We start from the raw sequence: 24,157 nt of genomic DNA, 5'->3' as shown, positions 1-24,157 counted from the left end.
ATCAGAAGCGGGGCCAGAATCAGGGCCAGAATCAGAGCCGGTGTCGGTCATGTCGTGTTCTCTGCTTGTGGCGAGGGCCGGGTGCGTACCCGGCCCTCGTGGTATCGGGATCAGAACTTGAAGCGCACGCCGGCGCGGCCGCCGCCGCCCCGTGTGCTGGAACCGAAGGTGGCGTTACCCTCTACGAAGCCGCTGACCGGGCCTTCGGAGAGGATCGTCACGCCCAGCGCCGCCTGCCCGTAGTCGCCCATGCGGCGGCCCTCGATGCTTTCTGAGGTGCCCCCGCTCACCAGCGTCGCGGCGGGCCTGCCCTCGAACTGGTGGACCCAGCTTCCCCGGGCATAGAACACCGCCTCGGTTCCGAAGACCCTGGCCGTGCCGCCGATCCGCGCGCCCAGCTTGCCGGTCAGCCCGTCGAGCTTGCCGAATTCGATCGACTGACCCAGCAGGTTGAGCCCGGCGATATCCGTCTTCTGCCACGCCAGCGAGGCCAATGGCTCGACGAACACCTTGTCGGAGCCCAGCCGCGCGCCGATCTCGCCCTGCAGGCCGTAACCGTCGCCGCTGGTCTTGTCCGACCAGTCGAGAACCCGGCCGTGCGCGTCGATCGCGTGGTGTGCATACTGGCCCAGAGCATTGCCGAACAACGCCCCGCGCCTGACCGAGCCGTAGGCACCCACGTTGACCGTGTCGAATTCCGCCCGGTCGCCGCCGCGCTCGAAATTCTGGCGCGAGCTGATGTAGCCCGCCGTCACGCCGAACACGGCGGAGCCCGCATCGTTCATCGACCCGCCGAGATCCATGCCCACCTGGAACCCGTAGAAGTCTTGGCGGTAGTCGAGGGCATAGTCGGTGCTGCCGATCGCCTGCGCGGCGTCGCGGTTGCTCACGCCGCCGTAGACCTGGCCCCACAGACGGGCGGCGGGCTGCACGTCATCGCGCAGCTGCATCATGTGACTGCTCCATGCCTGCGCGGACTGGTCCCAGATCGCCTGCGCCCCTTCGCCGATCCGCGCGAGCCGATAGACCGGCGCACCGGCCTGCGCGGTCAGGCCGAAGCTGCCTGCCTCGTATGCGAGCGCATAGTGCACCAGCCCGACGTCCGGCGCCGCCATGTGGAACGCCGTCGATGCACTGCCCGCGCCGACCTTCACCAGTTCGATCGGTTTGGTCAGCAACGTGGCATCGGATGCGCTCTGGTTGAGCACGATCCCGGTGGACCCGGTCGCCGCTCCCTGGATCACCAGCTTGTCGGCAACGCCCTTCCCGAGATCGAGCCCGAGTTGGGCATTACCCGAACCGAAATAGTCGCCGGTCAGCGTCAGCGTGTCGCCCGCCGCTCCGCCGCGCAGGTCGATGAGGCCGCTGTTCTCGAACCGCTCCAGCCCCTTGAACGTGACTGAAACCGGCGCGGCAGCCGCCCGTGCCGCAGCGGATGTACCGCTCGACACCGCCAGGATGCCGCTGTTGGTGAACACGTCCCGTCCGGCACCGAAGTCGCTGTCCTTCGTCGCATCGAAGCGGCCGCTGTTGACGAAGGTGTCATCCACCGCCGTCATCTTCACGTTGCCCTCGATCAGGCCGGAGTTGGTGATGGCCGCGCCGTAAACGGTGGTCAGCTCGTCGCCGATGCCGAGGTCCGCCATGTAGACCGTGTAGCCGTCGCCCAGGTTGCGGATTGTGCCCGCGTTGTTGAGCGTCACGCCGGTGTAGGAGCCCAGGATCACCGCATTGCCGATGCCCACATAAGGATCGTCGGCCGGGTTGTGCTGGCCGCCGCCGATGACCGTCGCGCCCTTGCCGATGTTGAGCACGGTGTCGCCGCTGAAGGAGTTCATCTCGATCGCGACGTGGTTGGGTGCGATCACTGACCCGGTGACGGTGGCCTCGGCATCGCCGGCGCTGATCGTCAGGATGCCGCGCCCGCCTGAAGACACGTTGCCGACCTCGATGCTGGTGGTGCCCGCAGAGATCGTCGAGAGGCCGGCTCCGCCCTTCGAGGCGTCGATCGCCTGCGCCTTGACCGACACGTCGCCGCGATAACTGAGAGCGACCACGCCCGCCGAACCCTCGCCCGAAACGGTGACCTTGCCGACGTCCACCGTCAGCATCGGCAGCGCCTCGGCCTCGCCCTCGGCCAGTGCGACCTTGTCGCCGCCGCGCCCGGGCCTTTCGACGACCGCGAGCACGCCCGAGGCGTACTTGCCCGAGGCTTCGACCGTGCCGGTGGAGACCACGTCCACGTCGCCGCCATGGCTGATCGCGCGGACCGCGTTGGCGGCCTCCCCGCTCGTCGCCACCTTGCCGGAGTTGGCGATCGATACGGTCGAGACCGCCCCGGTTCCGCCCAGCGCATAGATGCCGTGGGCGAACTGGCCAGAGGTGGCGATATCACCGCTGTTGGTCACATCGAGCGGACCCGCGCCGAAGGCCAGTACGCCGTAGGCGTTACGGCCACTGGTCGAGATCGTCCCGGTCGTCGTGACCGACACGCCCTCGCTCGCCGAATAGCCGCGCACGGCAGCCGCCTTGTCGCCGGTCGTGGCGACATCCCGGGCGTGGATGGTGACCTTGCCGTCGAGGGCGGCGGCATAGATGCCGGTCGCGAAGTCTCCTCTGGTGGAAACCGCCCCGGTCGCCGTCACGTCGACGCTGGCGCCGACCGCGTAGATGCCGTGGTTGAAATGCGGCGCGGTGTAATAATAGTCGCCGATCGGCTGGCCCGGCACGAAGTCGCCGGTCGTGGTCACGTCGCCCGCAGTGATCCTGATCGCCCCGGAATAACCGATCGCGACGATACCCGCCGATCCGGCTCCGGTGGTGGTCACCGTGCCCGCCGTGATGTCGATCCCGCCGCCCTGCGCCGCGTTCACCGCGACGATGCCGTCGGAAAGGTCGCCGCTGGTCGAGACCGAACCCACATCGATGCGGATGTCGCCGCTGAGCGGCTGGCCGTCGAGGCTCGCGCCATAGACGCCCGCATAGAGGCCGGCGGCATTGTGGCCGCTGGTGCTGATCGCCGCCTGGCTGACCGAGACTGTGCCGCCCAGCGCCTGCGCAAGCACGCCCAGCGAGCGCTCCCCGCTGGTGGTGATCGTGCCGGTTCCGTCGATCGTCACGCCCTGCATGCCGAAGCCGACGATGCCGCGCGAATCCTGCCCCGAGGTTTCCAGAGTACCCCGGTTGTGGATGCCGATGGTCCCCCCGGAGATCGCGAACACGCCGTCGGAGATGTCACCTGCGGTCGAGAGGGCATCGGTGACGGTGATGTCGCCGTTATTGCCGGTGCCGAAGACGGCGGCGTAGATGCCGGTGGCGATCGGCCCCGTGGTCTTGACCTTGCCCACGTTCACGGTGACGTCGGTGCCCTCTGCGACGACGCCGAAGCCGCCTTCGGTAGCGGTCAGGATCTCGCCCGCATCGACAAGGACCGTCTTTGCGCCGAGCGCCAGGATGCCGACGCCGAGTGTCCCGGTCTCCTCGACCTTGTCGACCTTGACCGAGATGTTCTGGCCGTTGACGGCGATGCCGGTGCTGTTGTAATGGTCGGAAGTGACGGTGCCCGCCTTCACGTCCACGTCGCCATAGCGCGCCGATACGCTGATCGCGCCGCCGGTGACGGTGCCCGCGTCGATCGAGACCTTGCCGTCATAGGAATAGGCAAAGATCGCCGCGCTGACATCGCCATGGTTGGTGATGCTGCCGACGTCGATCGAGATGTCCCCGGCCACCGCCAGGTTGACCGCCTGGATCCCGAGTGCCTCCTTGCCCGATGTCTCGATGGTGCCCGCAGTGATGGAAATCGCGTTGCCCACGCCGTTGGTATAGGCATTGATGCCATAGGCGTAGTCGCCCGAGGTCTTCACCGACCCTGCATTGATCACGGTGTCCATCTGACGGCCCAGGCTCAGTGCCCGGATACCGTCCGAACCGAAGCCCTCGGTCGTAACCTCGCCCACATCGACGGCAAGCGTTTCGCCGGCAGAGAAACGCGCGCCGCCGGTCTTCGCCAGAACGCCATAGGAATAGTCGCCCTTGGTGGCGATCGTGTTGCCGGTGATCGTGACGTCGCCGTAGACGCTGGTGGCATCGATGCCGCGACCGACCTTGCCCCGGGTGGCGATATCTCCCACCGTCACGGTGTTAGACCCGTAGACGGCATAGGAATACACGCCGAATGCGTAATCGCCCCGCGTGCTGATCGAACCCACGTCGATCGCGATGTTCCCGCCGCGACCGATATTGATCGCATCGACGCCGTCGGACCCGAAGCCGGTTGTCACCAGCGTGCCGGCGGTAACGGAAATGTCGCGCTCTGCCTGTCCGTTGTCGTGGACGAAGTTGGAATTGGCGTAGATCGCGGCGGAATAGTCTGCGGCCGTGCTGACCGAGCCCGCAGTGACGTGCACGGCCGCGCCGACCGCCTTGATGCCGGTGCCCAGGAACGCCCGGTTCACGTTCGCGCCGCTGGTGGTCACGTCGCCCACGTTGATGGTGGTCGTGCCGCCCGAATAGGCGACTACGCCGCGCGCCGCCGTTCCGCTGGTGGCGACCGAGCCGACGTCAATATCGACGTTGCCGTAGTAGCTCCAGCCGTAGACCGCCTCGGAACCGTAGCCGGTGGTGGTCACCTTGTCGGCCTTGATGCCGGTGCTGCCGTAGTAGGCGGCGGCGCGGATGCCGTTCGACAGCGCCCCGGTGGTGCTGACTTCCCCGGCGGTGATGGTGATGCCGCCCGACAGCCCGCCGACATTGTTGTTGGCGTTGATGCCGTCCGACCGGTAGCCGGAGGTCTTCACGGTCCCGGCGTCGATGGCGATGTCGCCGTAGCCATAGGCATGAATGCCCGCCGCGTTCGCACCCGAAGTCGTCACCGAGACGGCGGTGATCGTGGTCTTGCCGTCGGTGCGCGTCTCGATCCCGCGCGAATCGTCGCCGGTGGTGACCACGGTGCCCGCGTCCACCGTCACGTCGCCGCCGAAGAACGTGCCGTCCTCGCTGTAACCGCGCAACGCGGAGACCTTGATGCCCGAGGCGTAGGCGCCGCCGGTCGTCACCGAGCCCGCATGGATCGTCGCGTCGTTGCCGAGCGCCAGCACGTCCACGCCCGAGGACTGGTCGCCCTTCGTGGTGATCGTGCCCGCGTCGATGGCGATCTGGTGATCGAGCCCGTCGGTGCTGACGCCGGTGACCTTGATTCCGGTGGAATTGCTCCCGCCGGTGGTGACCTGGCCGGCCTTGATCGCCGTGTCGCCCGCATAGGACTGCGCGTAGACGCCAGGGCTGTCATCGCCCGAGGTCGAGATCGCGCCGACCTCGAGCGTGAGGTTGCCGTGGTCGAGGAAGGACTGGAAGCCCGCCGCGTTATCGCCGGTGGTGGTCAGGGAACCGATGGTGAAGTGCTGGTCGGAATAGACTCCGTTCGTCAGGATCGCCGGAGAATGATCGCCCGCCGTGGTGATCGATCCGATGGTGGCATCGACCGTGCCGAAGCTGTTGCCGATCGACAGGCCGACCGCATCCCGGCCCAGCGCGACCGCGCCTTTGGTGACGATGCTGTCGATGTTGAGCGTCACGTCGCCATCGGCATTCTGGATGATAACACCGCGCGAACGGTCGCCGTTGATGGTCACCGTGCCGAGGTCCACGTCCACGTCGCCACCCGTCTTCACCACGACGCCCGCCGTGTTGATGCCGTTGGTGGTGACGCTGTCGGCCTTGACGGTGAACTTGTGGTTCTCGCCCAGGTAGCCTGCCGAGCCCCCCGCATAGATCGCAGCGGAATTGTTGCCATCCGTGGTGACGCTGCCCGCCGTAATGGTCAGCTGAGCGTCCGTACCATAAGCAAGCACGTTGATGCCGTTCGCGAAATCGCCATGGGTGGTGACGCTGTCCGCGCTGATATCGACATTGCCGTAGATGCTCACCGCGCCCATCCCGGCCGAGCCGGTGCCGCTGGTCTCCACCGTCCCGGCAGAGAGCGAGACGTTGCCGAAACCGCCCGCGTAGGCGCCCCAGCTCTCGTCCCCGGTGGTGGCGATCGCGCCGATCGACACCTTGGTCTCGCCCATCGTGAAGTTAGTGGCGATCACCCCGTCCGAAGCATAGCCGCCCGTCTTCACGCTGTCGGCATGGACCGTGAGGTCGGTCGGCGCGCCCAGCACGGTCTGGCCGGTTTCCTCGTCGAACACCGGCGGCTGGCCCGCCTGCGCGTCGATGCCGACCGAATAGTCGCCATGCGTGGTGACCGATCCCGCATCGATGGTCAGGCTGCCCTGGGTGCTGACCCCGTAGATACCGCGCGAATAGAGCCCGCTGGTCTCGACGCTGCCCGCCGAAACGCCGATCGCGCCGCTGTAGCCGGAAACGTGGACGCCGTCGGAGAAGGCGCCGCCGGTCTTTACCGCGCCGACCTGGACATCGACCGCGCCCGAGACGCTGCCCGCGACCACGCCATGTGCCTCGCTCCCCTGGGTGGACACGCTGCCGACATGGATCGTCAGGTCGCCTGCGTCGGTGTTGCCCGCAACGCCGATCGAACCGGTGCCCTGCGTGGCGATCGTGCTCGCGCCGTCGGCGATCACCGCCGCCGCACCGCCCGAGAAGTTGGTGACATTGATACCGTTCACGTAGTCGTCGCCGGTTTCCACCGCAACGCCGTCCCCGAGATGGACGGTCAGGTCCTGGGGAGTCTCGCCCGCCCCGACGCCGTAATGGATGCCGCCCGGATAGCTGGACGAGGCCGGGCAGGTCACCGCCGTCAGGGTCAACAGGCCGCAGGCCGGTGCGGCCGCCGCAGGGGCGGTGCCGATCAACAGCGCGGCGGCGGCGCCGGTCAGGCAGGTGCCGAGCCGCAATACATGACGGCGCGGTCGTGAACGGGCGGGGGATCGGAGGTGCCGGGTGGGCTTGAGGATCGTATTAACGCGGTCGTCGTGCACGTGGTGCTCCCTGGTAGCGTCCAGGAGCAATCGTCGGTCGGGTCCGTGGCGCGCACCGGCCGGAGCCGGGCAGCGCATTGGCGATGTAAAAACCCCGGGACCCGACCCGTTGCCCCCTCGATGCCGGCAAAACGCCACCCCAAGGGCCTACCCGTAAGGGAAATTACATAATTGACACTTTTTCTTCAGAAACCTGCTTCGAAGCCCAACCGTACCGTGCGCGGGCGCTGCGGCGTGGTCTGCGCGCCCGCCCGCAAGGTGAAGGGATTGCCCAGCGCAAAGCGATTGCCGCGCGCATCCAGCAGGTTTTCGACCGACAGCGCGACCACCGCCCGGTCGAGTTCCAGCCGCCCCGACAGGTCGAGCCGGGTCACCCCGCCCTGCCGCAAGTCGAGGTTTGCGCCCGCCCCCAGGTGCGACACGCCTTCGTGCACGACCAGCGCGCCGAGCCCGAGGCTCCGCCCCGCGCGCAGCGGCAGGCGATAGCGCGCCTCCCCTCGCAGCGAGAGGCCCGGCACATTGGGCAGCGAACGGCTGCCGTCGCGCAAGTATTCCAGCGGATGCAGCCGGTCGCGGACCACCATCGCCGCGCCCAGCAGTTGCAGCCGCCCCGTCACTTGCGCGCGCCCCGTGACATCGGCGCTGAATAGGCGGGCATCGCCGATATTCTCGGTATACGTCAGGCCCACCGGCGTCAGCAGGTCCCCTTGCACGTCGCGCCACCGGCTCCAGGCCAGCGTCGCGTCCCATTCCAGCGGGCCGGTCCCCACGTCGCGAAGGCCGACTTCGAGCGTGCCGATCCGGTCGGACGCGAACTTGCGCGAGACGATCCCGCCGGCAACCCCTCCCGGCCGGTATCCCCGCTCGTAGCGCGTGTAGGCCCGCCCCTTGCCATGCAGCTTCAGCGTAGCGGCAAGCGACGGCAGCAGCCGCGTCTCGCTGCGCGCCACCGACACCGGCTGCTGCTCGCGCGAGAAGTAGAAGCTGTCGAGCTTGCCCAGCGCATCCCCATCCAGCGTCATGCGGCTGAGGCGCAGGCCGCCGGTGAAGCTGAGCCCCGGCCCCGCATCGAGCGTCACTTCGCCGAAAGCACTGAGTTCGGTGTTGTCATTGCGCACGCGCAGCCGATCGCCGGGGCTTTCGGGCAGCACGGAACGGATCTGCCGCGCCCGGCTGGAGAGAATGCTCACCCCGCCCACCCAGCTCGGGCCGTCGCCGGGCTCCCGCCACGCCCGAGCCTCGATCGTGACCAGGCTGGCGTGGTCGGCCTGGCGATAGAGGATCGCGCCGCCGTCGCGCGCGGTGGCGGCATAGTTCTGGTCCATGCGCTGTTCCACCGCGCCCACCGTCGCGCTGACATGCACCGGCCCGCCGCCGCCCCTCACCGTGGCGGAGGCAAGCGCGATATGGTCGGACGATGGCTCGGCGACACCGCTGCGCCGCTCCAGCGCGCCTGCCGCCCCCGATCCCGTGCCCGGCTGCGCGTACTGCGCATCGTGGCTGCGGATCGCCTGGACCGCGCCGCCGATGTCCGCGGTCCAGTCGCCCTGACGGTAGCGCAGCGCCAGCCTGCCGCCGGTCGTGCGCACACGATTGACGTCCTTGTCCCCGCGCGCCGTATCGTCGATGTAGCCTCCGGCGTCCGATCGATAGCCCAGCACGCGCAACCCCAGCTGCCCCTCCACCACCGGCAGGTTGGCCAGGCCGCCGAGGTCGCCCCCCATCGCTCCGTGCGTCGTCGCCGAGATTCCGCCCCAGCCCCGCGCCGATGCCTCGCCGAGATCGGGAGCGCGCGGCTGCAACCGGACGATGCCGCCCAGGGCGCCCGCACCGTAGAGCGTGCCGTGGGGGCCGGGAAGCACCTCCACCTGCTCCAGGTCGAGCGGCAGCAGACCGGGATCGGCCGCACGATAGGTCAGCCGCTGCTCCCCGAGGTACGGCGCCACCGTCGCCGCACGGGTGACCGCGAAGCTCGAATCGGCGATCCCCCGCAAGAACAGTTTGTCGCGCCCCGGCCCCAGGTGCGTTCCGCTCACCAGCGCCACCCTGTCCGCCAGCGCATCGCTGCCTCGCATCGCCGCAGCCGCATCGATCATCGCACCGGGCATGACCCGCGCGGTGAGGGGAAACGCATGCAGCGCCGCATCGCTCCGGCTCCGAGCGACGACGATCGCCGCACCGCCGGGTTCGGGCGGACGCATCGGGATCAGGGCGGACACGGGCTCCGCTTCAAGCCGGCGCAGGCCGACGATCAGCCACGAATCGCCGCCGAGCCGGCGCAGCATCACGCCGTTGCCGAGAATCTGCCGGAGCATGTTGTCGACCCCGCCCGACACCCGCTTGGACGCGATCCGTCGCCGTAACAGCGCCGGGTTGGTGGTGCCGATGCTGGCGCCGGTGCCGCGCGCGATGATGTCGATCGCCTCCGCGAGGGTGCACGAAGGTATCGCAAGGTCGCGGGCGCAGGCCCGGTCCGGCGCCGCGACAAGCGCCATTGCGAGAGCGAAGACCCCCCGCCCGCGCATCTCAGTCCGAACCGCCGTCCGCGCTCAGCAGCAGGCGCACCCGTTCCTTCACCGCTTCGGGCGGCCCGTCGAGGCCGATCGTTCCGGTAAAGCGCCGGTCCCCGCCCTGCCCCTCCAGTTCCACGCGCAGCCCGGTCGCGCGGGCAACGTCGGCGAGGACCAGCGATACCGGGGCATCCTCGTAGTGCAACCGCCCTTCGCGCCAGCCGGCGACGCCCTCGGGCGCAAGATCGAACCGTCGCCCGCGTGTTCCTGCCCGTTCGAACCCCTGCCCGGCAGTGAGGACCAGCCCTCCCTCACCCTCCGCCTGCGCCACCGCCACCGCCACCGAGCCTTCGGCGACGCTTACGGCCAGCCGCCCGGGCTCGCTCACGACGTCGAAGCGTGTGCCCAGGTCGGTGATAGTCGCCCCGCCCGCGGTGACGACGAAAGGCCGCGCCGCATCGTGGCGCACGACGAACAGCGCCTCGCCCGACACCAGCGCCGCCCCGCGCCCGCCGGGATCGAGCCGGACCACCGTATCGCCGTTGAGCGCAAGGCGGGTGCCGTCGGCCAGTCGCAGATCACGGTGCACGCCGGCCGCAGTGCGATACTCCTGCCACGGCCGCGCATCCTCGCCCCTGAGGCCCAGCCACAAGCCGAGGCCCACCAGCACCGCCACCCCAGCGGCGATGCCCGCCGGCAGGTATCGCCGCGAAGGGTTGTCGTTGACCGCGACGAACTCGGCCCGGGAAGGGGGAAGCCCCTCCGCCACCTCGTCCACCGCCTTGACCTCGGCAAGCTGCAGGATGTCGAAAGCACGCGCGTGATCCGGCGACAGGGCGAGCCACGCCGTCAGCGCATCCCAGTCCGCGAACCGGGGATCGCCCAGCCGGATCACCCAGTCGAGCGCTTCGTTGTCGAGGCGTGCCTTGTCCGTCACCATAATCTCCGGCACATAACGCCGCCGCCGCCGTCAATCCGCATCGAGGCCGCTCCTGATATCCAGAAGGGCGACGTAAGCCTTGCGCAAGTCCTTCTCCACCGTGCTCAGGCTCACGCCCAGTTCCTCGGCTATTACCCGCTGTTCCACGCCTTCCAGCCGATAGCGGCGGAAGACGTGTTCCACGCGCGGCCCCAGGTCCCGCAGCCGCTGCGAGGCGATGCCGACCTGCTGCCGGGCGATCAGCGCCTGCTCGGCCGAGGGCTGCTGGTCCCGGTCATTGACCTCGGCCCAGCCGGCATCCCGCACCGAGCGGCGGGCGCCTTGCCGCCGGGCATCGAGCAGCAGGCGCTCGGCCATGCGAAAAAGGTAGGACAGCGGGCTCGGTTCGACGTCTCGGTCGATCGACGAGGCCTTGATCCACATCTCCTGCAGGATGTCCTCGGCAATATCCCCCGCGCCGCGCGCCATGAGGTAGGCCCGCAGCCGGGCACGATTCGCGAGCAACACCCCCGCAAGCCTGCTGGAGCCCGCGCCTTCGATATCCATCACACTGGAGAGCCGATCCACGTTCAACCGTTTGTCACAAAATAGAAACCAAAATGGGGGCATTGCAAGCCCCATCGCTGCATCGCACAACGCGCAGCACGGTATGCCGTCAAACCTGTGACTGGAGCGCCCGTTCGGAAAACCACGCGCCGGGCGCCGGCTTCCGATCGACGAACGCATTTTCCAGGTCGCCGCAAGGCGCCTGTCGTATCTTTCTTCGTTCGTCTAAGGGCCCGCCTAATCGCGTCCCGAGGTCCGGGTGTTTCGCGCGCAAGGCGGATCGCCGGGTGTGCATTCGGCGCGCGATGAGATCAGGTCGAGGTGCCGTCCGTCATTCCGGGCTCCTGATTCCTCGGCCGGTAGCCCAGGCGCAGCAGATGCTTGCGCAGCATTTCGCGCTGACGCCTGGCAGGCCAGTCCGAACGCTGAATGGCAACCAGGGTCGCGATGCCGTTGATCGCGACCTGGATGTCGGTCGCCACGTCCCTGGCATCCTCGGTCGGATCGAATTCGCCCCGCGCCTGTGCCTTCACGATCAGATCGACGAACACGTCGTTGCTGACGGTGCTGCTTTCCGACCACTCCGTTTCGATGCCCTCGATATCCGGGGTCTGTCCCCAGAACGCCAGCCAGCAGTGCCAGTCCTGCCAGCGCGGGCTTGTGATGGGCAGCGCGAAGTCGAGGCATGCCAGCAAGTCCTTGCCGTCCCTGCTCGCCTTCCTGATCCGCGCCAGTCCCCGCTGCCATGCGACCCGCTGGGTATAGGCCAGCATTTCGTGCTTGCTGCGAAAGTAGTGGCACACGATGGTGGTGCTGTAGCCGCACTCCTCGGCCACGGCGCGGATGGTGACGGCCTCGACGCCGCCTTTTAGCACAATGCCGGATACGACTTTGGCGATCTCCCTGCGCCGCTGTTCGTGATCGACTATGCGCGGCATGGGCGATTTACCTCGATTTCGGAGAGACGTCGTGACCGCTCACGCTACTGCCGCAGATCAGCGAAGCCAAGCCTTCGCACCAGCGGCGGGCACCGGATTTCATTTGGCACATACGTATATAATGCCGGGTCCTTTCGATCGTCCCCAATCGGTTGCCGGCTGCCGCGCCGGGGCTGCCGCTTTCCGTCAGAGGCTGATGTCCATCGTCGCGGTCATGCGTGAGGGGTCCGGATCGTGCGGCGGCTTGCCGTAGTCCATGACCGGGAAGAACTTCCCGTCCAGCATCGGCGACCCGTAATAGACTTGATCGTAGCGGTGCACCTTGATGAGCCATTCGTCTCCGTGTTTGCGGAAGGTGCTGTGATAGATGCCCATCACCACCTGATATGATCCGTCAGGCATGCGCAGCACTTCGTCCACATGCCCGCGAGACGCGGCCGTGTCCCCGTCCACCTCGATCACCAGCGAGGAAATCGACTGCCGGACGAAGGGAAAGCCCTGCATGACGTTCCACCAGTGATCGACGACGGCCTGACGCCCGCGGGTGATGGTCCCGAAGGCGTGCCACTCACCGTCCTCGGCATAGCATTCGCCATGCGCCTCGGGATCGCGGCGGAAGATCGAATCTCCAAGGCGAGCCAGGGTTCGCCTGACGCCTGCATCGCCATCCAGCCGGTTCAGAAGGTCATTCATCGTCGTCCTCGCGTGTTGCGTATGTCGTGCGTGCCGATACGGCCGGACATCAATCCAGGGTCAATGGGCCGCCCTGCCACCATCGCTCGAAGGCAGGACGCAGCATCGACGATGCAAGTTCGACGACCATGCCGCCGCCCGCCGGTCTCACATAGGCGAACGGTCCCCACCGTTCCTCGGGTGCGGCCCCGGCGGCGATGACGCTCCATCCTTGCGCGGTCAGGTCGTCCACCGTACCCGCCACGTCGTCCACCCAGAGGCCGACATGGTCGCCGCGCGATGCTGCCGAGTCGAAAAAGCTGCCGGCCTCCCCCTGCTGCAGTTCGAGCCGCACCGGCCCTTCGCACGAGATCGTGAAGCGATTGGTGATCGTCTTGAGGCCGGCCTCGGGCGTCCACACGGGGAAGCCTTCCAGCGTGAAGGGCTCGGCGAACTTCAGCCCCAGCGTGCGCCCGTAGAACGCCATGGCTTCGTCGAGGTCCGGGACCAGCACGCCCGTGTGGAATACCTTGCTGTAATCGAGCACCGCGTTCTCCGTTGCGAATAGGTGGCCGCCCCGGGTTCGGCAAAGTTGGGAAGTGTCCTCCCCCGGAGCGGCGAGTTGCCTGAACAGGCAGCGATGGATCAGAACTCGTAACCCAGGATCACGCCGTAAGTGCGCGGTTCACGGGCGCTGGAGAACGACCAGAGACCTGCGACGGTGAAGGCGGCATTGGGGCCGCGATCGTCGAGGAGGTTGCGCCCAAACGCGGTGATACGTGCGGTATGACCGCCCAGGTCGAACCGCGTCGTCAGGCTGGCATCGAGCAGGTCCTGCGTGTCCGAACGCACGCGCGGGTCGTTGCGCGGCACGACGATGGTGCCGGTCGCGGGATAAGTCGCGGTGGCGTCCAGTCCGATCTGCTGGTCGTAGGGGCTGATGTGGCGATAGCCCAGGTTCGCCACGACTTCGCCGAAGCCGGTCGGCACCTTGTAGTTGGCGTTCAGCGACAGGGTCGACTTGGGCGCGTAGATCATCGAGACGTTCGAATAGTCTATGATGCGGGTGCCCGGCACCGTGGCACTGATCGCGCCTTGGGAAATGAAGTCCTTGAGGCTGTTGTCGAGCAGGCCCAGCGAACCGGACAGCGTCAGGCCCTGCGCAGGATGCGCGGTGAATTCCACCTCGATGCCCTTGAGCTTGGCCGAGCCCACGTTCGTCACGATGGTTTCGCTGCCGACGCCGCCTTGTGCGGGGATGGTCGTATTCTGCTGGAGGTTCTTGTAGTCCGCCAGGAAGGCAGCGACGTTGAGTTCAAGCAGTCCGTCGAGCAGGGAACCCTTGAAGCCGCCTTCGAAGGAGTCCACCGTCTCCGGCCCATAGGGTGTCGTCGCCGAGAAGAGCGTCGTTCCGCGGCCCGAGAAGCCGCCGGAACGATAGCCGCGCGACCATGAGGCGTAGAGCATCATGTCCGGAGTGGGATGGAAGTCGATGCCGATCTTGGGCGTGAACTTACTGTTGCTGACAGTGGCGTTCGGGAACTGGCTTGCGTCGATGCGCGCCATGTTCTGCTTGCGGTCCTGCGTCCAGCGACCACCGAACGACAGGCGCCAGCTGTCGGCGAAGGCCCAGTTGAAGTCACCGAAGAAGGCCAGCGAGCGGGCATGGCCGATGTTGTCCTGCTCGGCGATCGCGGGCGGCGCGAAAAGCGTGATGCGCGTGCGCTGCTGCAGGGAGTAGCGCGACTTGAAGAAGTAGCCGCCCACGACATAGTCCAGGCTGTCGCTGATCTTGCCCGCGGCGCGCAGTTCCTGGCTGAACTGGCGGTACGTCTGCGAGCGGGCGGAGAAATAGATGTCGGCGGACGAACCGTCGAAGTCCTGCGTCTGCGTTTCGTCGGACTTGCGGTAGCCTGTGACCGAGGTGAACTTCACGGCCCCCGCATCGAGGTTCATTTCCAGCGTCGCGGCGGGAGACTCGTAGTGCGAAGTTCCGGGCGTGCCGAACACGGTGTAGAGGTCGGTGGTGGTGTTGCGGTTGCACTCGTTGGCGGGTTCGAGCAGGCAGAAGACCTCTCCGGTCTTGCTGATGTTCGAATTGACCGGCACGAAGTCCTGCACCTGCTTTTCCAGCGTCAGCAGCGCGTCGAAGTTCGATGACGGCTGGAGCAGCGCCGCGACGCCGAAATTCTCGGCATTCGATCCGCCCGTGCGTTCGCCGGTGATGCCATGGTGGTAATAGCCGTCGGTCTGGTTGTGGAAGTAGAACGGCTTGATCGCCAAGACATCGTCGATGATCGGAATGTTGACGACGGCACGCGTGGCCCAGGTGTCGTAGTTTCCGTACGATGCCTCGACCTTGCCGGAGAATTCGAACTTCGGGCGGGTACGCCGGATGTTGATCACGCCGCCGATGGTGTTGCGCCCGAACAGCGTGCCCTGCGGCCCGCGCAGAACCTCGATCTGGCTGATGTCGAAGAAGTCGAAGAACTGCCCGGTGCTGGTGCCGATGAACACGCCATCGACGACGACCGCGACCGTTGGATCGAACGACTTGTCGACGTCCGCGAACGACAGCCCGCGGATCGCGACGTTGGCGGCGGCAGCGCCTGAATTCTGCTGGGTGATCATGACGCTGGGCGCCGCGCCCATGATGTCGCCGATATTGACCGATGCCTTGGCTTCCAGCGCGGCCGCATTGACCGCAGTGATCGCAACCGGCGTGTCGCGCAGGGCTTCCTCGCGCCGACGGGCCGATACGATGATCTCGCCTGTGGAAGCACCGTCGGCCTCCGCCTGCGCCGTCTGCGCATGGGACGGCGCAGCCCCGAGGGCAGCCGCCACTCCGAGTGCTCCGACGCCGACTTGCAGGAATGCCCTCAACGCGTGAATGCGCTGCATATTCGAATCCTCCCCGTATCTCGCAATCGGCATTCAACACTGCCGATCGTCGCGGGGAGACATATTATAATGAAACATCGTTATAGAACTATGTTATGTAATAGGTCGTCTTTTCGACGCCCCAGCAGGCTTCTTGATCACCTGATATAGTGTTGAAATAGAAGCGTTATCCTTGCGCATATCCGGAATGCGGAATGGCTGCCTTCGCCTGGAGCCGCAATCGCGAAACGCCGCATCACAGTGACTTTCGGGGAGAAGGCGCCGAACACTGAAACAGAAGAAGCGGGCCGACCTGTACAAGGCCGGCCCGCGAAGAAGTATCAGAAGCGGATGTTCATCTCGCCGCCGAACGTACGCGGTTCGTTGAAGAACCCGTTGAGCCCCGAAGTCGGGCTCAGGGCCTTGTAGAACACATGCTGTTCGTTGAAGAGATTGCGCGCCCAGACTGCGAAAGTCAGCTGCGCATCGCCCGAACCGACTGCGATATCGCCGACGGCCAGACGGCCGTTGACGATGAACGCCTTGTCACCCTTGGGCTGATACACGTTCGAAGCGGCACCCGGGCCGGTATAGACCGGGTCGGAGACGTTGGCATAGAAGCCGCTGTCGAAGTTACCGTCGAGATGCGCGCGAACGGTGTAACCGTTCATCGGCAATTCGTAGTCCAGCGTACCGCTGGCGGAGTGGCGCGGGGTGTAGGACTGATAGATCGGAACCGCGACGGTGCTGACGACGCCGGCGGCGTTCGGGTAGGGGTTCACGGTCGCCGGGATGTTGACGTACTGGTACGAATAGGAAGCGCCCAGCGTCAGACCTGCCAGCGGATTGACCGTCAACTCGGCTTCGATGCCGTGCAGACCGCCGGTGCCAGGGGCATTGATCGTCGAGGTCGTCGTGCGCGTGGTACGCACCCCACCGGTCTCGTACGGGCGCTGGAAATCGACCTGGATATCCTTGTACGTGCCCGCGTAGGCGGCGATGTTGAAGCGGGCATGGTGGTCGAAGAACTCGGTCTTGGCGCCGATCTCGAAGATCGACACCGTTTCCGGGTTGAAGGCATCGTAGTTCTGCGAACGGGAGTTGGCGCCGCCCGACTTGTAGCCCGTGCTCCACTTGCCATAGACGTGGACGTCCTGCGACAGATCGACAGCCAGGTTCACCATCGGATCGACGCGCGACCAGCTGGCGTCGAGGCCGATCGGGCCGGAGACGCCGTCGCGGTTGATCGGCAGGGCGTTGTTCACGATCGTGAGCGCGCCGTGCTTCATGTCCTTGGTCCAGCGCAGGCCGCCGGTCAGGTGGATGGCATCGTTCATCACCGCCGGGGTCCAGGTGGCCTGGCCGAAAGCGCCGACGCTGCGGGTGGTCACGTGGCTTTCGCGGTCGATCGCCTGCGCGCCGTAGTCGATCTGACGCAGCACGTAAGCCGAGCCGGCAGCATTGGTGAACTGGTTGGTGTAGAACGCCTGCGCATTGTCGGAGACGTGCTCGCGGTAGTACAGGGCGCCGGCCACGTACTTGACCCGGCCCACTTCGCCGATGGCCTGAACTTCCTGGCTCCACTGGTTCTGGTTGAACAGGGCCAGGCTGTAGCGGGCGAACTGCGTGCCCGTGAAGCCGGCCGCACCCTTCGCTGCCAGCGCCGAAGGCGACAGCGACATGGTGGTCGAAGCCGAGCCGTTGTCCCACTGATCCTGGTAAAGCTTGCGGTACGAACTGATCGACTTAATCGTCAGGTCAGGCGTCGCGGTCCATTCCAGGGTCAGGCGGTGACCATGGACCTTGCCGACGCTGGGCTGCATCGGGACGCCGACGTTGGCGGTCTTGACGCGGTCGGGCTGGACGGTGCCGAGCGCGGCCTGGGTATTGGTCCCGGCAGCAAGAAGGTTGAGGTACAGCGAGGTCGATTCGTCCTTCGACGTATCGAAGCTGTAGTCCGCGCTGAAATCGGGCGAAGGCTTCCACAGCGCCTCGAGGTGCAAGCCCTGCTTGTCGTACTGGTTGAAGCCAGCCTGACCCTGCTGCGGATTCTTGACCAGCGGATCGCGGCGGGCGACGACGCCGTCGATCTTGAACGCGATATTGGCGATCGACGGCAGGTCCACATGGACCTCGCCCTTGTACATGCCGAAGTTGCCGACGCCGCCGGTGGCGTTGACGTGGAATTCGCCGGAGGGCTTCTTGGTCACGATGTTGACCGCGCCGCCTTCGGTGTTGCGGCCGAACAGCGTGCCCTGCGGGCCCTTGAGCACTTCGACGTTCTCGATGTCGAACAGCGCGGTGCCAAGACCCTGGGCACGACCGAGATAGACGCCGTCAATATAGACGCCCACGCCCTGGTCGCGCGCCGGCTGGTTGCCGTCCGACAGCACGCCGATGCCGCGGATATTCACGATCAGCGCGGAGTTGCGCGAGTAGAACGGAGCAACTTTCAGCGACGGGATGGCGCCGTCGCCCAGATCGACAAGCGACGTGACGTGGCGATTGGTCAGGTCGTCCCTGCGCATCACCGAAATCGAAATCGGGGTTTCCTGCAGATTCTCGCGACGCTTCTGCGCGGTGACGACGATTTCGCCAAGGCCGCCGCCTTCGGCAGCATCGGCCACCGCGTCCGGTGCAGCTTCGGCCGCCTGTGCAGCTGTGGAAAGGCAGGCAGGCGCAAGCAGGGCGAACGCGGTCGTCGCCAGCCAATGACGCTGGATTTTCATGAAATACCCCTGAGTGATTATCGCCACTGCGGCGATCGTCGAGCGGGCCGATAGGGCTGCAATATTTCCCTATTGTGACTCTGGATTGCTTGATCACGAGATTTCATGCGCCGAAACTGATCGGCTTACGGGCTACCCTGCCTTGCATCCGGGAAAGCGATGCCACATGTGCCTGGCATCACCTGCCCGCTTCCGCGGCGACGGCGGCGGCAGCTGCGATCCCTCAGCCTTCGCCTTGCGGCTCACGCTGGGCGCCAGGTCGAACGCCCGCTCGAAAAAGCCACGTTTGAGCTGGAGTTTCTCGGGAAAGTGCTCCTGCGACAGGTCCGCGCCGGCGACTGAACGCCTACGGGGCCAACAAGAATGCCGCCGGCAGTCACCACCTTACGCAAGACACGTCGCGGCAGATCCAGCATTCTCGATCGACCATTCAGGAAGCTCGGCGATAGGATGAAACCTGGAGGTGTCTCCGGGCCGTCGCTCATGCGGTGCCGAGACTGGCTGCGCGTCTCGACGGCGCCTGGGAAGTGGCGTTCGAGGCGGAACGCGGTGCGCCAAAGGCCGCGAGCCTGCCCGCGCTGGCCCCGCTCAACGAACAGGTGGACCCCGGTATCCGTTATTTCTCGGGTATCGCCACTTACGGCAAGACGTTTGCGGCGCCCGCCGGCTACAAGCCCGGCGCACCGCTGCTGCTCGATCTCGCGCAAGTCGGAGACCTGGCGGAGGTCCGCGTCAACGGCCGCCTCATCGGCACCTTGTGGCATTCGCCTTCCGGGTCGATATCGGCGCGGTGGTCCGGCGCGGGGCCAACCGGCTTGAAGTGCGCGTCGCCAACTTATGGGTCAATCGCCTGATCGGGGTCGCCCAGCCGGGCGCTACCAAGATCGCCTCGACCGTCATGCCCACGTATAGGGTCGACGCAGCATTGCGCCCCGCCGGGCTGATCGGACCGGCGCGGCCCCGGCCAACTCGGCGCGGGGCAAGGCGATCGGCTCCGCGCCCCGGCCCGACGATCCGCAATCGCCGCTCCGGTACAGCATCGCGGCATCTCGAGGCCGTTTGCGGCAGGGATCACCTGCTCTGCGCCAGAAACTCCGCTACCTTGCCGGCGCGATTGCAGTGCTGCCCCGGATGATCAGTTCGTGGGGCAGGAGCAGATGCGACTGCGCACCGCCTGCCTGTTTCCTAAACTGCGGATTCACCAATATATCGACTGCCGCACCGGCCATTTCCGCCTTGGGTTGCCGGATCGTGGTCAGCTGCGGCCAGGCGGCGCGGGATGACGCGGAATCGTCGAAGCCGCAGATCGACAGCGCCTCCGGCACGGCGATGCCCAGCTTCATCGCAGTGATGAGAGCGCCCAGCGCCATGTCGTCGTTGGCCGCGAAAATGGCGGTCGGGCGCGGCAGACCCGAAAGTAGCCGCTCGCCCAGTTCCAGACCGGCGCGGAAGGTGAAATCGCCGCGCAGCACGGTGCTTTCGTCCACGGCGATACCGGCTTTCGCCATCGCCTCGCGATACCCGTCCTCGCGCCGGGCCGAGGACCGGTGGCTTTCCGGTCCCTGGATGAAGGCGATGCGGCGGTGCCCCAGACCAAGCAGGTAATCGGTCATCTCGCGCGCGGCGCTGCGGTCGTCCATGCGCACGCTGCCCGACGCCGCGGCCTTCGAGCTTGGCGCGACGAGGACCATGGGCAAGCCTGCCTCGGCGAACAGGGCGGTCAGCGCGGCTTCGTCACAGATGGGCGGGGCGACGATAGCCCCGTCGAGGCGCAGCGCGGCAATGCTGGAGCGCACCTGACCCGCCCAGTCCGCACCGCCAAGGTCGACCGGCTCGACGACAAGGTGATAGCTGCGCTCGCGGCAGCGCATCAGCGCGCCGTGCTGGACGTCGGCCGCATAGCCGGACACCGGATCGTCGATGAACAGGCCAAGCAAGTAGGAACGCGAACTCGACAGGCTGCGTGCAAAGGCATTGGGCCGGTAATCGAGTTCGGCGACCACCTGCTCCACCCGCTCGCGCAGTTCCGGGCGGACATGCGCCTCGCCGTTGATCACGCGCGAGACGGTTTTGGCCGAGACTCCGGCCTTGGCGGCAACGTCCTTGATGGTGATCACGCTCATGCCGGAATCTCGCGAGGGGCGGCGCAGAATGCGGCGAATACCGCAATCGCGACGTAGCACAGTGCCGGTAGCAGCAGCGCCGGCAAAAGGCCGATCGCATCGGCGAGCACTCCGGTCAGCATCGGCACCACGGCGCCGCCCACCACCGCCATGCACAGCCACATCGAGGCCAGCGGAGCAAGGCGGGCCTCGCGCGGCATCGCCATCGCATAGATCGTCGGATACATGATCGCGTTGCACAGCCCCATCGCGATCAGGGCGGCGGATCCGGCCACGCCCGGCAGGACGATCGCGGCGCACGTCAGCAGGACCGCCCCCAGCGCCGCATAAAGCAGCAGTGCCGCTTCGCCCATCCGGGTCATCAACCAGGCCCCGGCAAAGCGGCCCACCATCGCCCCGGCCCAGTACAGGCTCACCAGCCGTCCGGCGCTGACGGGAGAAATCGACAGCCGCTCGGGCAGCATCAATACGTTGGTCATCAATGTCCCGATCGTCACTTCCGCGCCGACATAGACGAAGATGGCGAAAGTGCCCCATAGCAGGCCCGGATCGCGCAGCACCGCGAAAATCTGGCGGCGCCGTCGCAGCGGCAGTCCCTGCGCCGTGCCGGCGGCGTCACCCAGCAATCCGCGATGCGCCAGATACGCCGTGGACAGCGCTGCCAGAACTGCCCCCGAAACCACGAAAGGCAAGGATGCCCTGACCGCCGCCTCCTCGCCCGGACCGGCTTGCGCGAGGAGGAACGGCGCGCTCAAAAGCGGCCCCATCACCGTGCCGAGCGAATTGAACCCCTGCAGCAGCGTCAGCCGGAATGCCGCCCCGCGCGAAGGACCGATCACGGTGACCACGGTGTTGGAAGCAATCTGGAGCACCGTCTGTCCGGCCGAAAGCAGCAGCAGGGCGCCCAGCACCAGCGCGAACTGGCGTGCGCCCTGCGCGACCGCCAGAGCCAGGCAGCCGGCGGTCATGACTGACAGTCCGAAGGCGATCGCCCGCATGTAGCCGATTCGCACCACGGCCAGCGCGGCGGGCAGCGCGAAGAACAGATAGCTGGAATGAAACGCCAGCTGGATCAGCAGCGCGCCCTTGTAATCCAGCGCCAGGACCGCCTTGAGTTGCGGCACCAGCAGGCTGACCGCCGAACTGAGAAAACCGCCGATGAAGAACACCCCGATCGACAGCCGGAACAGCCGCTTCGCCGCGAATTCCGGCGATGCTAACGGTGAAATCGACGCTGGCGAAACGGTCATGACCGTCATCTAGAATACCCTTCGCACCATTGCAAAAGCCGGAAAGGGATAAGGCACGATTTTTGACATCGTTGTCAAATCACGTGTTGACAACGATGTCAGGATTTGGTCTTTGCACCCTCACAAACACGACGCATCTGGGAGGATGATCATGACGAGGCACGCACTCGTCGCGAGCACAGCGCTTGCGACTTGCCTATTTTCCGTATCCGCAGCGCATGCGCAGGACGCCGCCGTTCCGCAGGCGGCCCCACAGGCCGCATCCGACAACGACATCATCGTCACCGCGACCCGCCGCGAAACCACGCTGCAATCGACCCCGATCGCGGTTTCGGCCTTCAGTCAGGACACGCTGAACAAGAACCAGGTGAAGGACGTCACCGACCTCGCCCGCTTCGTGCCCTCGCTCCAGTTCAACCAGCAGGGCGACCAGTCGGCGGTCTTGCTGACCCTGCGCGGCATCGGCAACGACAGTGCCTATACCGAAGTCGCCGACCCCGAAGTGGCCATCTACATCGACGGGATCTATTCGCCCCGTTCGCAGGGCGCCTCGGTGCTGATGTACGACATGGAGCGCGTCGAAGTGCTGCGCGGCCCGCAGGGCACGCTGTTCGGCCGCAACGCCACCGTGGGCGCGCTCAGCCTGATCTCGGCCAAGCCCAAGCTCGGCAAGTTCGAAGGCAGCGTGGAACTGACCGCCGGCAATTACGACCGCTTCGGCGTGCGCGGCGCGATCAACATCCCGGTGACAGATACCCTGGCCTTCCGCGTCGCCTTCGTCAGCGACCGGCATGACGGCTATGCCTCGTACCAGCCCGCTCCGGATATCACCGGCATCAACAAGTCGGCCTTCGTCACCAGCGGCAAGAAGTACTACGCCGCCGACCAGCAATCGGGCCGCGTCTCGATGCTGTGGCAGCCGAGCGACAAGTTCAGCTGGAATCTTTCGGCCGAGGGCTTCCTGGACAACGGCGCGCCGGTGATCGGTCTGCTGCAGACCCCGCGCGCGGGCACCAAGCGCTGGTCGACGCTGTCCGACACCGCGCCCGATACCAACCGCTATTCGGTCGCGGTGCGCTCCGCGATGAACTACGACCTGACCGACGGCATCCAGCTGAGCTACATCGCCGGCTGGTCGCGCATCGGCGGCAGCACCCAGACCGATGCCGATGCAGGCGCGCTGCCGCCGACCGGTCAGGTGGATGCCGACGGCAACGACCTGCCGCTGGGTGCCTTCAACGAAAACCGCACGCTATCCTCGCGCTATGATTTCCAGAGCCACGAGGTCCAGCTGAAATCCACCGGCGAGCAGGCCGTGGACTGGATCCTGGGGGCTTACTACAGCCACGAAAAGAACAAGATCCGCTTCGATATCGACCAGCGCAACGGCTACCGCGACGGCACCTTCAGCTGGGCGGGCAGCTTCATCCAGGCCAACCGCCAGATCGACAGCCGCGCCGCGTTCGGCCAGGCCGTATGGCATGCCACCGACTGGCTGCGCGTGACCGGCGGCCTGCGCTATACCTCCGACAAGAAGCAGGACATCGGCGGCCGCAACGTCACGTTCTCCGGCGACGGTTGCTCGGCGGCGGATTCGGCGCCCGGCGGCGCCTGCCAGGGCGGCATCTTCGGCGCCTATCCCGGCGCCACTGCCGCGGAACTGGTCGACCTGCTGCCCGGCTTCTCGATCTCGAACAACGACGTAAAGGGCAAGTGGAACAAGCTGACCTATCTGGCCCGCGTCGATGCCGACCTTGCGGCCGATACCCTGGGCTATGCCAGCATCTCGACCGGCTTCAAGTCGGGCAACATCCAGGATAACGCGGGCCTTACCAACCCCGAAACCCTGACCAACTACGAAGTCGGCCTGAAGACCCGCTTCCTCGATCGCCGCGTGACGCTGAACCTGGCGGCCTATTATTCCGACTTCAAGGGATATCAGGTCAACCAGGCCGTCACCTTCCGCGACGACGAAGGTAACGTGGTGCGCAGCCAGATCGTGACGCAGAACGCCAAGGGCGCGAAGGCGTACGGCCTCGAAGCGGAACTCACCGCCAACTTCACCCCCGCCGATCGCCTGCAGTTCTCCGGCACGGTCCAGAAGACCAAGCTGGACGATCTGGAAAGCGTCGATGGACGGCTCTACGACGGCGGCAAGGCGTCCTCGATCGTGCAGCTCAGGGGCAATGAGCTCGCCCACGCACCGCGCTTTTCGGCGAGCGTCAGCTACGAACATGACTTCGAACTGGCGAGCGGCGCGACGATCACCCCGCGTTTCACCACGCACTACGAGACCAAGAGCTGGCTGAGCTACTTCAACGGCGACGCCAATCCCTTCGTCAACGCCAACGACCCGGCCGACAACATGCCCGGTCGCGGCACCAACGGCGCCGACTGGGACCGCCAGAAGGCCTACTTCCGTTCGGACGCCTCGCTGCGCTTCACGTCGGCGGACCAGAACTACACGGTCGAGGCCTTCGTCCAGAACATCGAGAACGGCAAGATCCGCACGGGTGCCGGGGCATTCGGGGCACCGCGCTACGATCCGGTGTTCCTGTCCAACCTCCAGCCGCCCCGCACCTGGGGTGTCCGCGCCCGCGCGAACTTCTGACCCTGAACTGACGACCC

13 protein-coding genes are annotated in these 24,157 nt (G+C 66.4%); 2 read left to right on the top strand and 11 right to left on the bottom strand.

The features are described from left to right. Positions 1-110 precede the first annotated feature (110 nt). The 9 genes from ACYPYD_RS23605 to ACYPYD_RS23565 all read right to left on the bottom strand — a co-directional run bounded on the left by ACYPYD_RS23605 (position 111) and on the right by ACYPYD_RS23565 (position 18,156). Positions 111-6,941 (bottom strand): pertactin-like passenger domain-containing protein, encoded by a 6,831-nt coding sequence (locus ACYPYD_RS23605; RefSeq protein ID WP_459665859.1) that lies wholly within the window; start codon positions 6,939-6,941, stop codon positions 111-113. A gap of 185 nt (positions 6,942-7,126) precedes the next feature. After that, positions 7,127-9,436 carry a TonB-dependent receptor gene (locus ACYPYD_RS23600; RefSeq protein WP_459665858.1) on the bottom strand — a complete coding sequence of 770 codons (2,310 nt, stop codon included), beginning with the start codon at positions 9,434-9,436 and terminating at the stop codon, positions 7,127-7,129. A gap of 31 nt (positions 9,437-9,467) precedes the next feature. Beyond that, positions 9,468-10,388: a FecR family protein gene (locus tag ACYPYD_RS23595; protein ID WP_459665857.1), complete on the bottom strand. Its 921-nt coding sequence runs from the start codon at positions 10,386-10,388 to the stop codon at positions 9,468-9,470. 33 nt (positions 10,389-10,421) lie between these two features. Continuing rightward, positions 10,422-11,117 carry a sigma-70 family RNA polymerase sigma factor gene (locus ACYPYD_RS23590; RefSeq protein ID WP_459665856.1) on the bottom strand — a complete coding sequence of 232 codons (696 nt, stop codon included), beginning with the start codon at positions 11,115-11,117 and terminating at the stop codon, positions 10,422-10,424. 131 nt (positions 11,118-11,248) lie between these two features. Then, positions 11,249-11,875: a TetR/AcrR family transcriptional regulator gene (locus tag ACYPYD_RS23585; RefSeq protein WP_008828585.1), complete on the bottom strand. Its 627-nt coding sequence runs from the start codon at positions 11,873-11,875 to the stop codon at positions 11,249-11,251. Positions 11,876-12,061: 186 nt separating this feature from the next. Then, positions 12,062-12,568, bottom strand: a complete 507-nt coding sequence (locus tag ACYPYD_RS23580; protein ID WP_051587141.1) for a YybH family protein — start codon at positions 12,566-12,568, stop codon at positions 12,062-12,064. Positions 12,569-12,617: 49 nt separating this feature from the next. Next, entirely contained in the window at positions 12,618-13,094 is a 477-nt protein-coding gene (locus ACYPYD_RS23575) for a VOC family protein (protein ID WP_459665854.1), read from the bottom strand. A gap of 98 nt (positions 13,095-13,192) precedes the next feature. Beyond that, complete coding sequence (locus ACYPYD_RS23570) at positions 13,193-15,448, bottom strand: TonB-dependent receptor (RefSeq protein ID WP_459665853.1); 2,256 nt, start codon at positions 15,446-15,448, stop codon at positions 13,193-13,195. Between the two features lie 320 nt (positions 15,449-15,768). Next, positions 15,769-18,156 carry a TonB-dependent receptor gene (locus ACYPYD_RS23565; protein ID WP_459665851.1) on the bottom strand — a complete coding sequence of 796 codons (2,388 nt, stop codon included), beginning with the start codon at positions 18,154-18,156 and terminating at the stop codon, positions 15,769-15,771. A gap of 488 nt (positions 18,157-18,644) precedes the next feature. Between ACYPYD_RS23565 and ACYPYD_RS23560 the strand changes: the two genes are divergently transcribed. Further along, positions 18,645-19,010, top strand: coding sequence for a glycosylhydrolase-like jelly roll fold domain-containing protein (locus ACYPYD_RS23560; protein WP_459665850.1), 366 nt, complete (start codon positions 18,645-18,647; stop codon positions 19,008-19,010). Positions 19,011-19,253: 243 nt separating this feature from the next. On the opposite strand, the gene ACYPYD_RS23555 is transcribed toward ACYPYD_RS23560, so the two are convergent. Both ACYPYD_RS23555 and ACYPYD_RS23550 read right to left on the bottom strand, forming a co-directional pair. Further along, a complete protein-coding gene (locus ACYPYD_RS23555; protein WP_036529260.1) occupies positions 19,254-20,279 on the bottom strand; it encodes a LacI family DNA-binding transcriptional regulator in 1,026 nt (341 codons plus the stop codon). Then, positions 20,276-21,538, bottom strand: coding sequence for an MFS transporter (locus ACYPYD_RS23550; RefSeq protein ID WP_459665848.1), 1,263 nt, complete (start codon positions 21,536-21,538; stop codon positions 20,276-20,278). The genes ACYPYD_RS23555 and ACYPYD_RS23550 overlap by 4 nt, the downstream gene beginning before the upstream one ends. Before the next feature lie 142 nt (positions 21,539-21,680). Between ACYPYD_RS23550 and ACYPYD_RS23545 the strand changes: the two genes are divergently transcribed. After that, a complete protein-coding gene (locus tag ACYPYD_RS23545) occupies positions 21,681-24,140 on the top strand; it encodes a TonB-dependent receptor (RefSeq protein ID WP_459665845.1) in 2,460 nt (819 codons plus the stop codon). The last annotated feature ends 17 nt before the right edge of the window (positions 24,141-24,157 follow it).

This window comes from Novosphingobium sp. 11B, from assembly GCF_054589055.1.
This window is presented reverse-complemented; position numbering and strand designations above follow the sequence as displayed.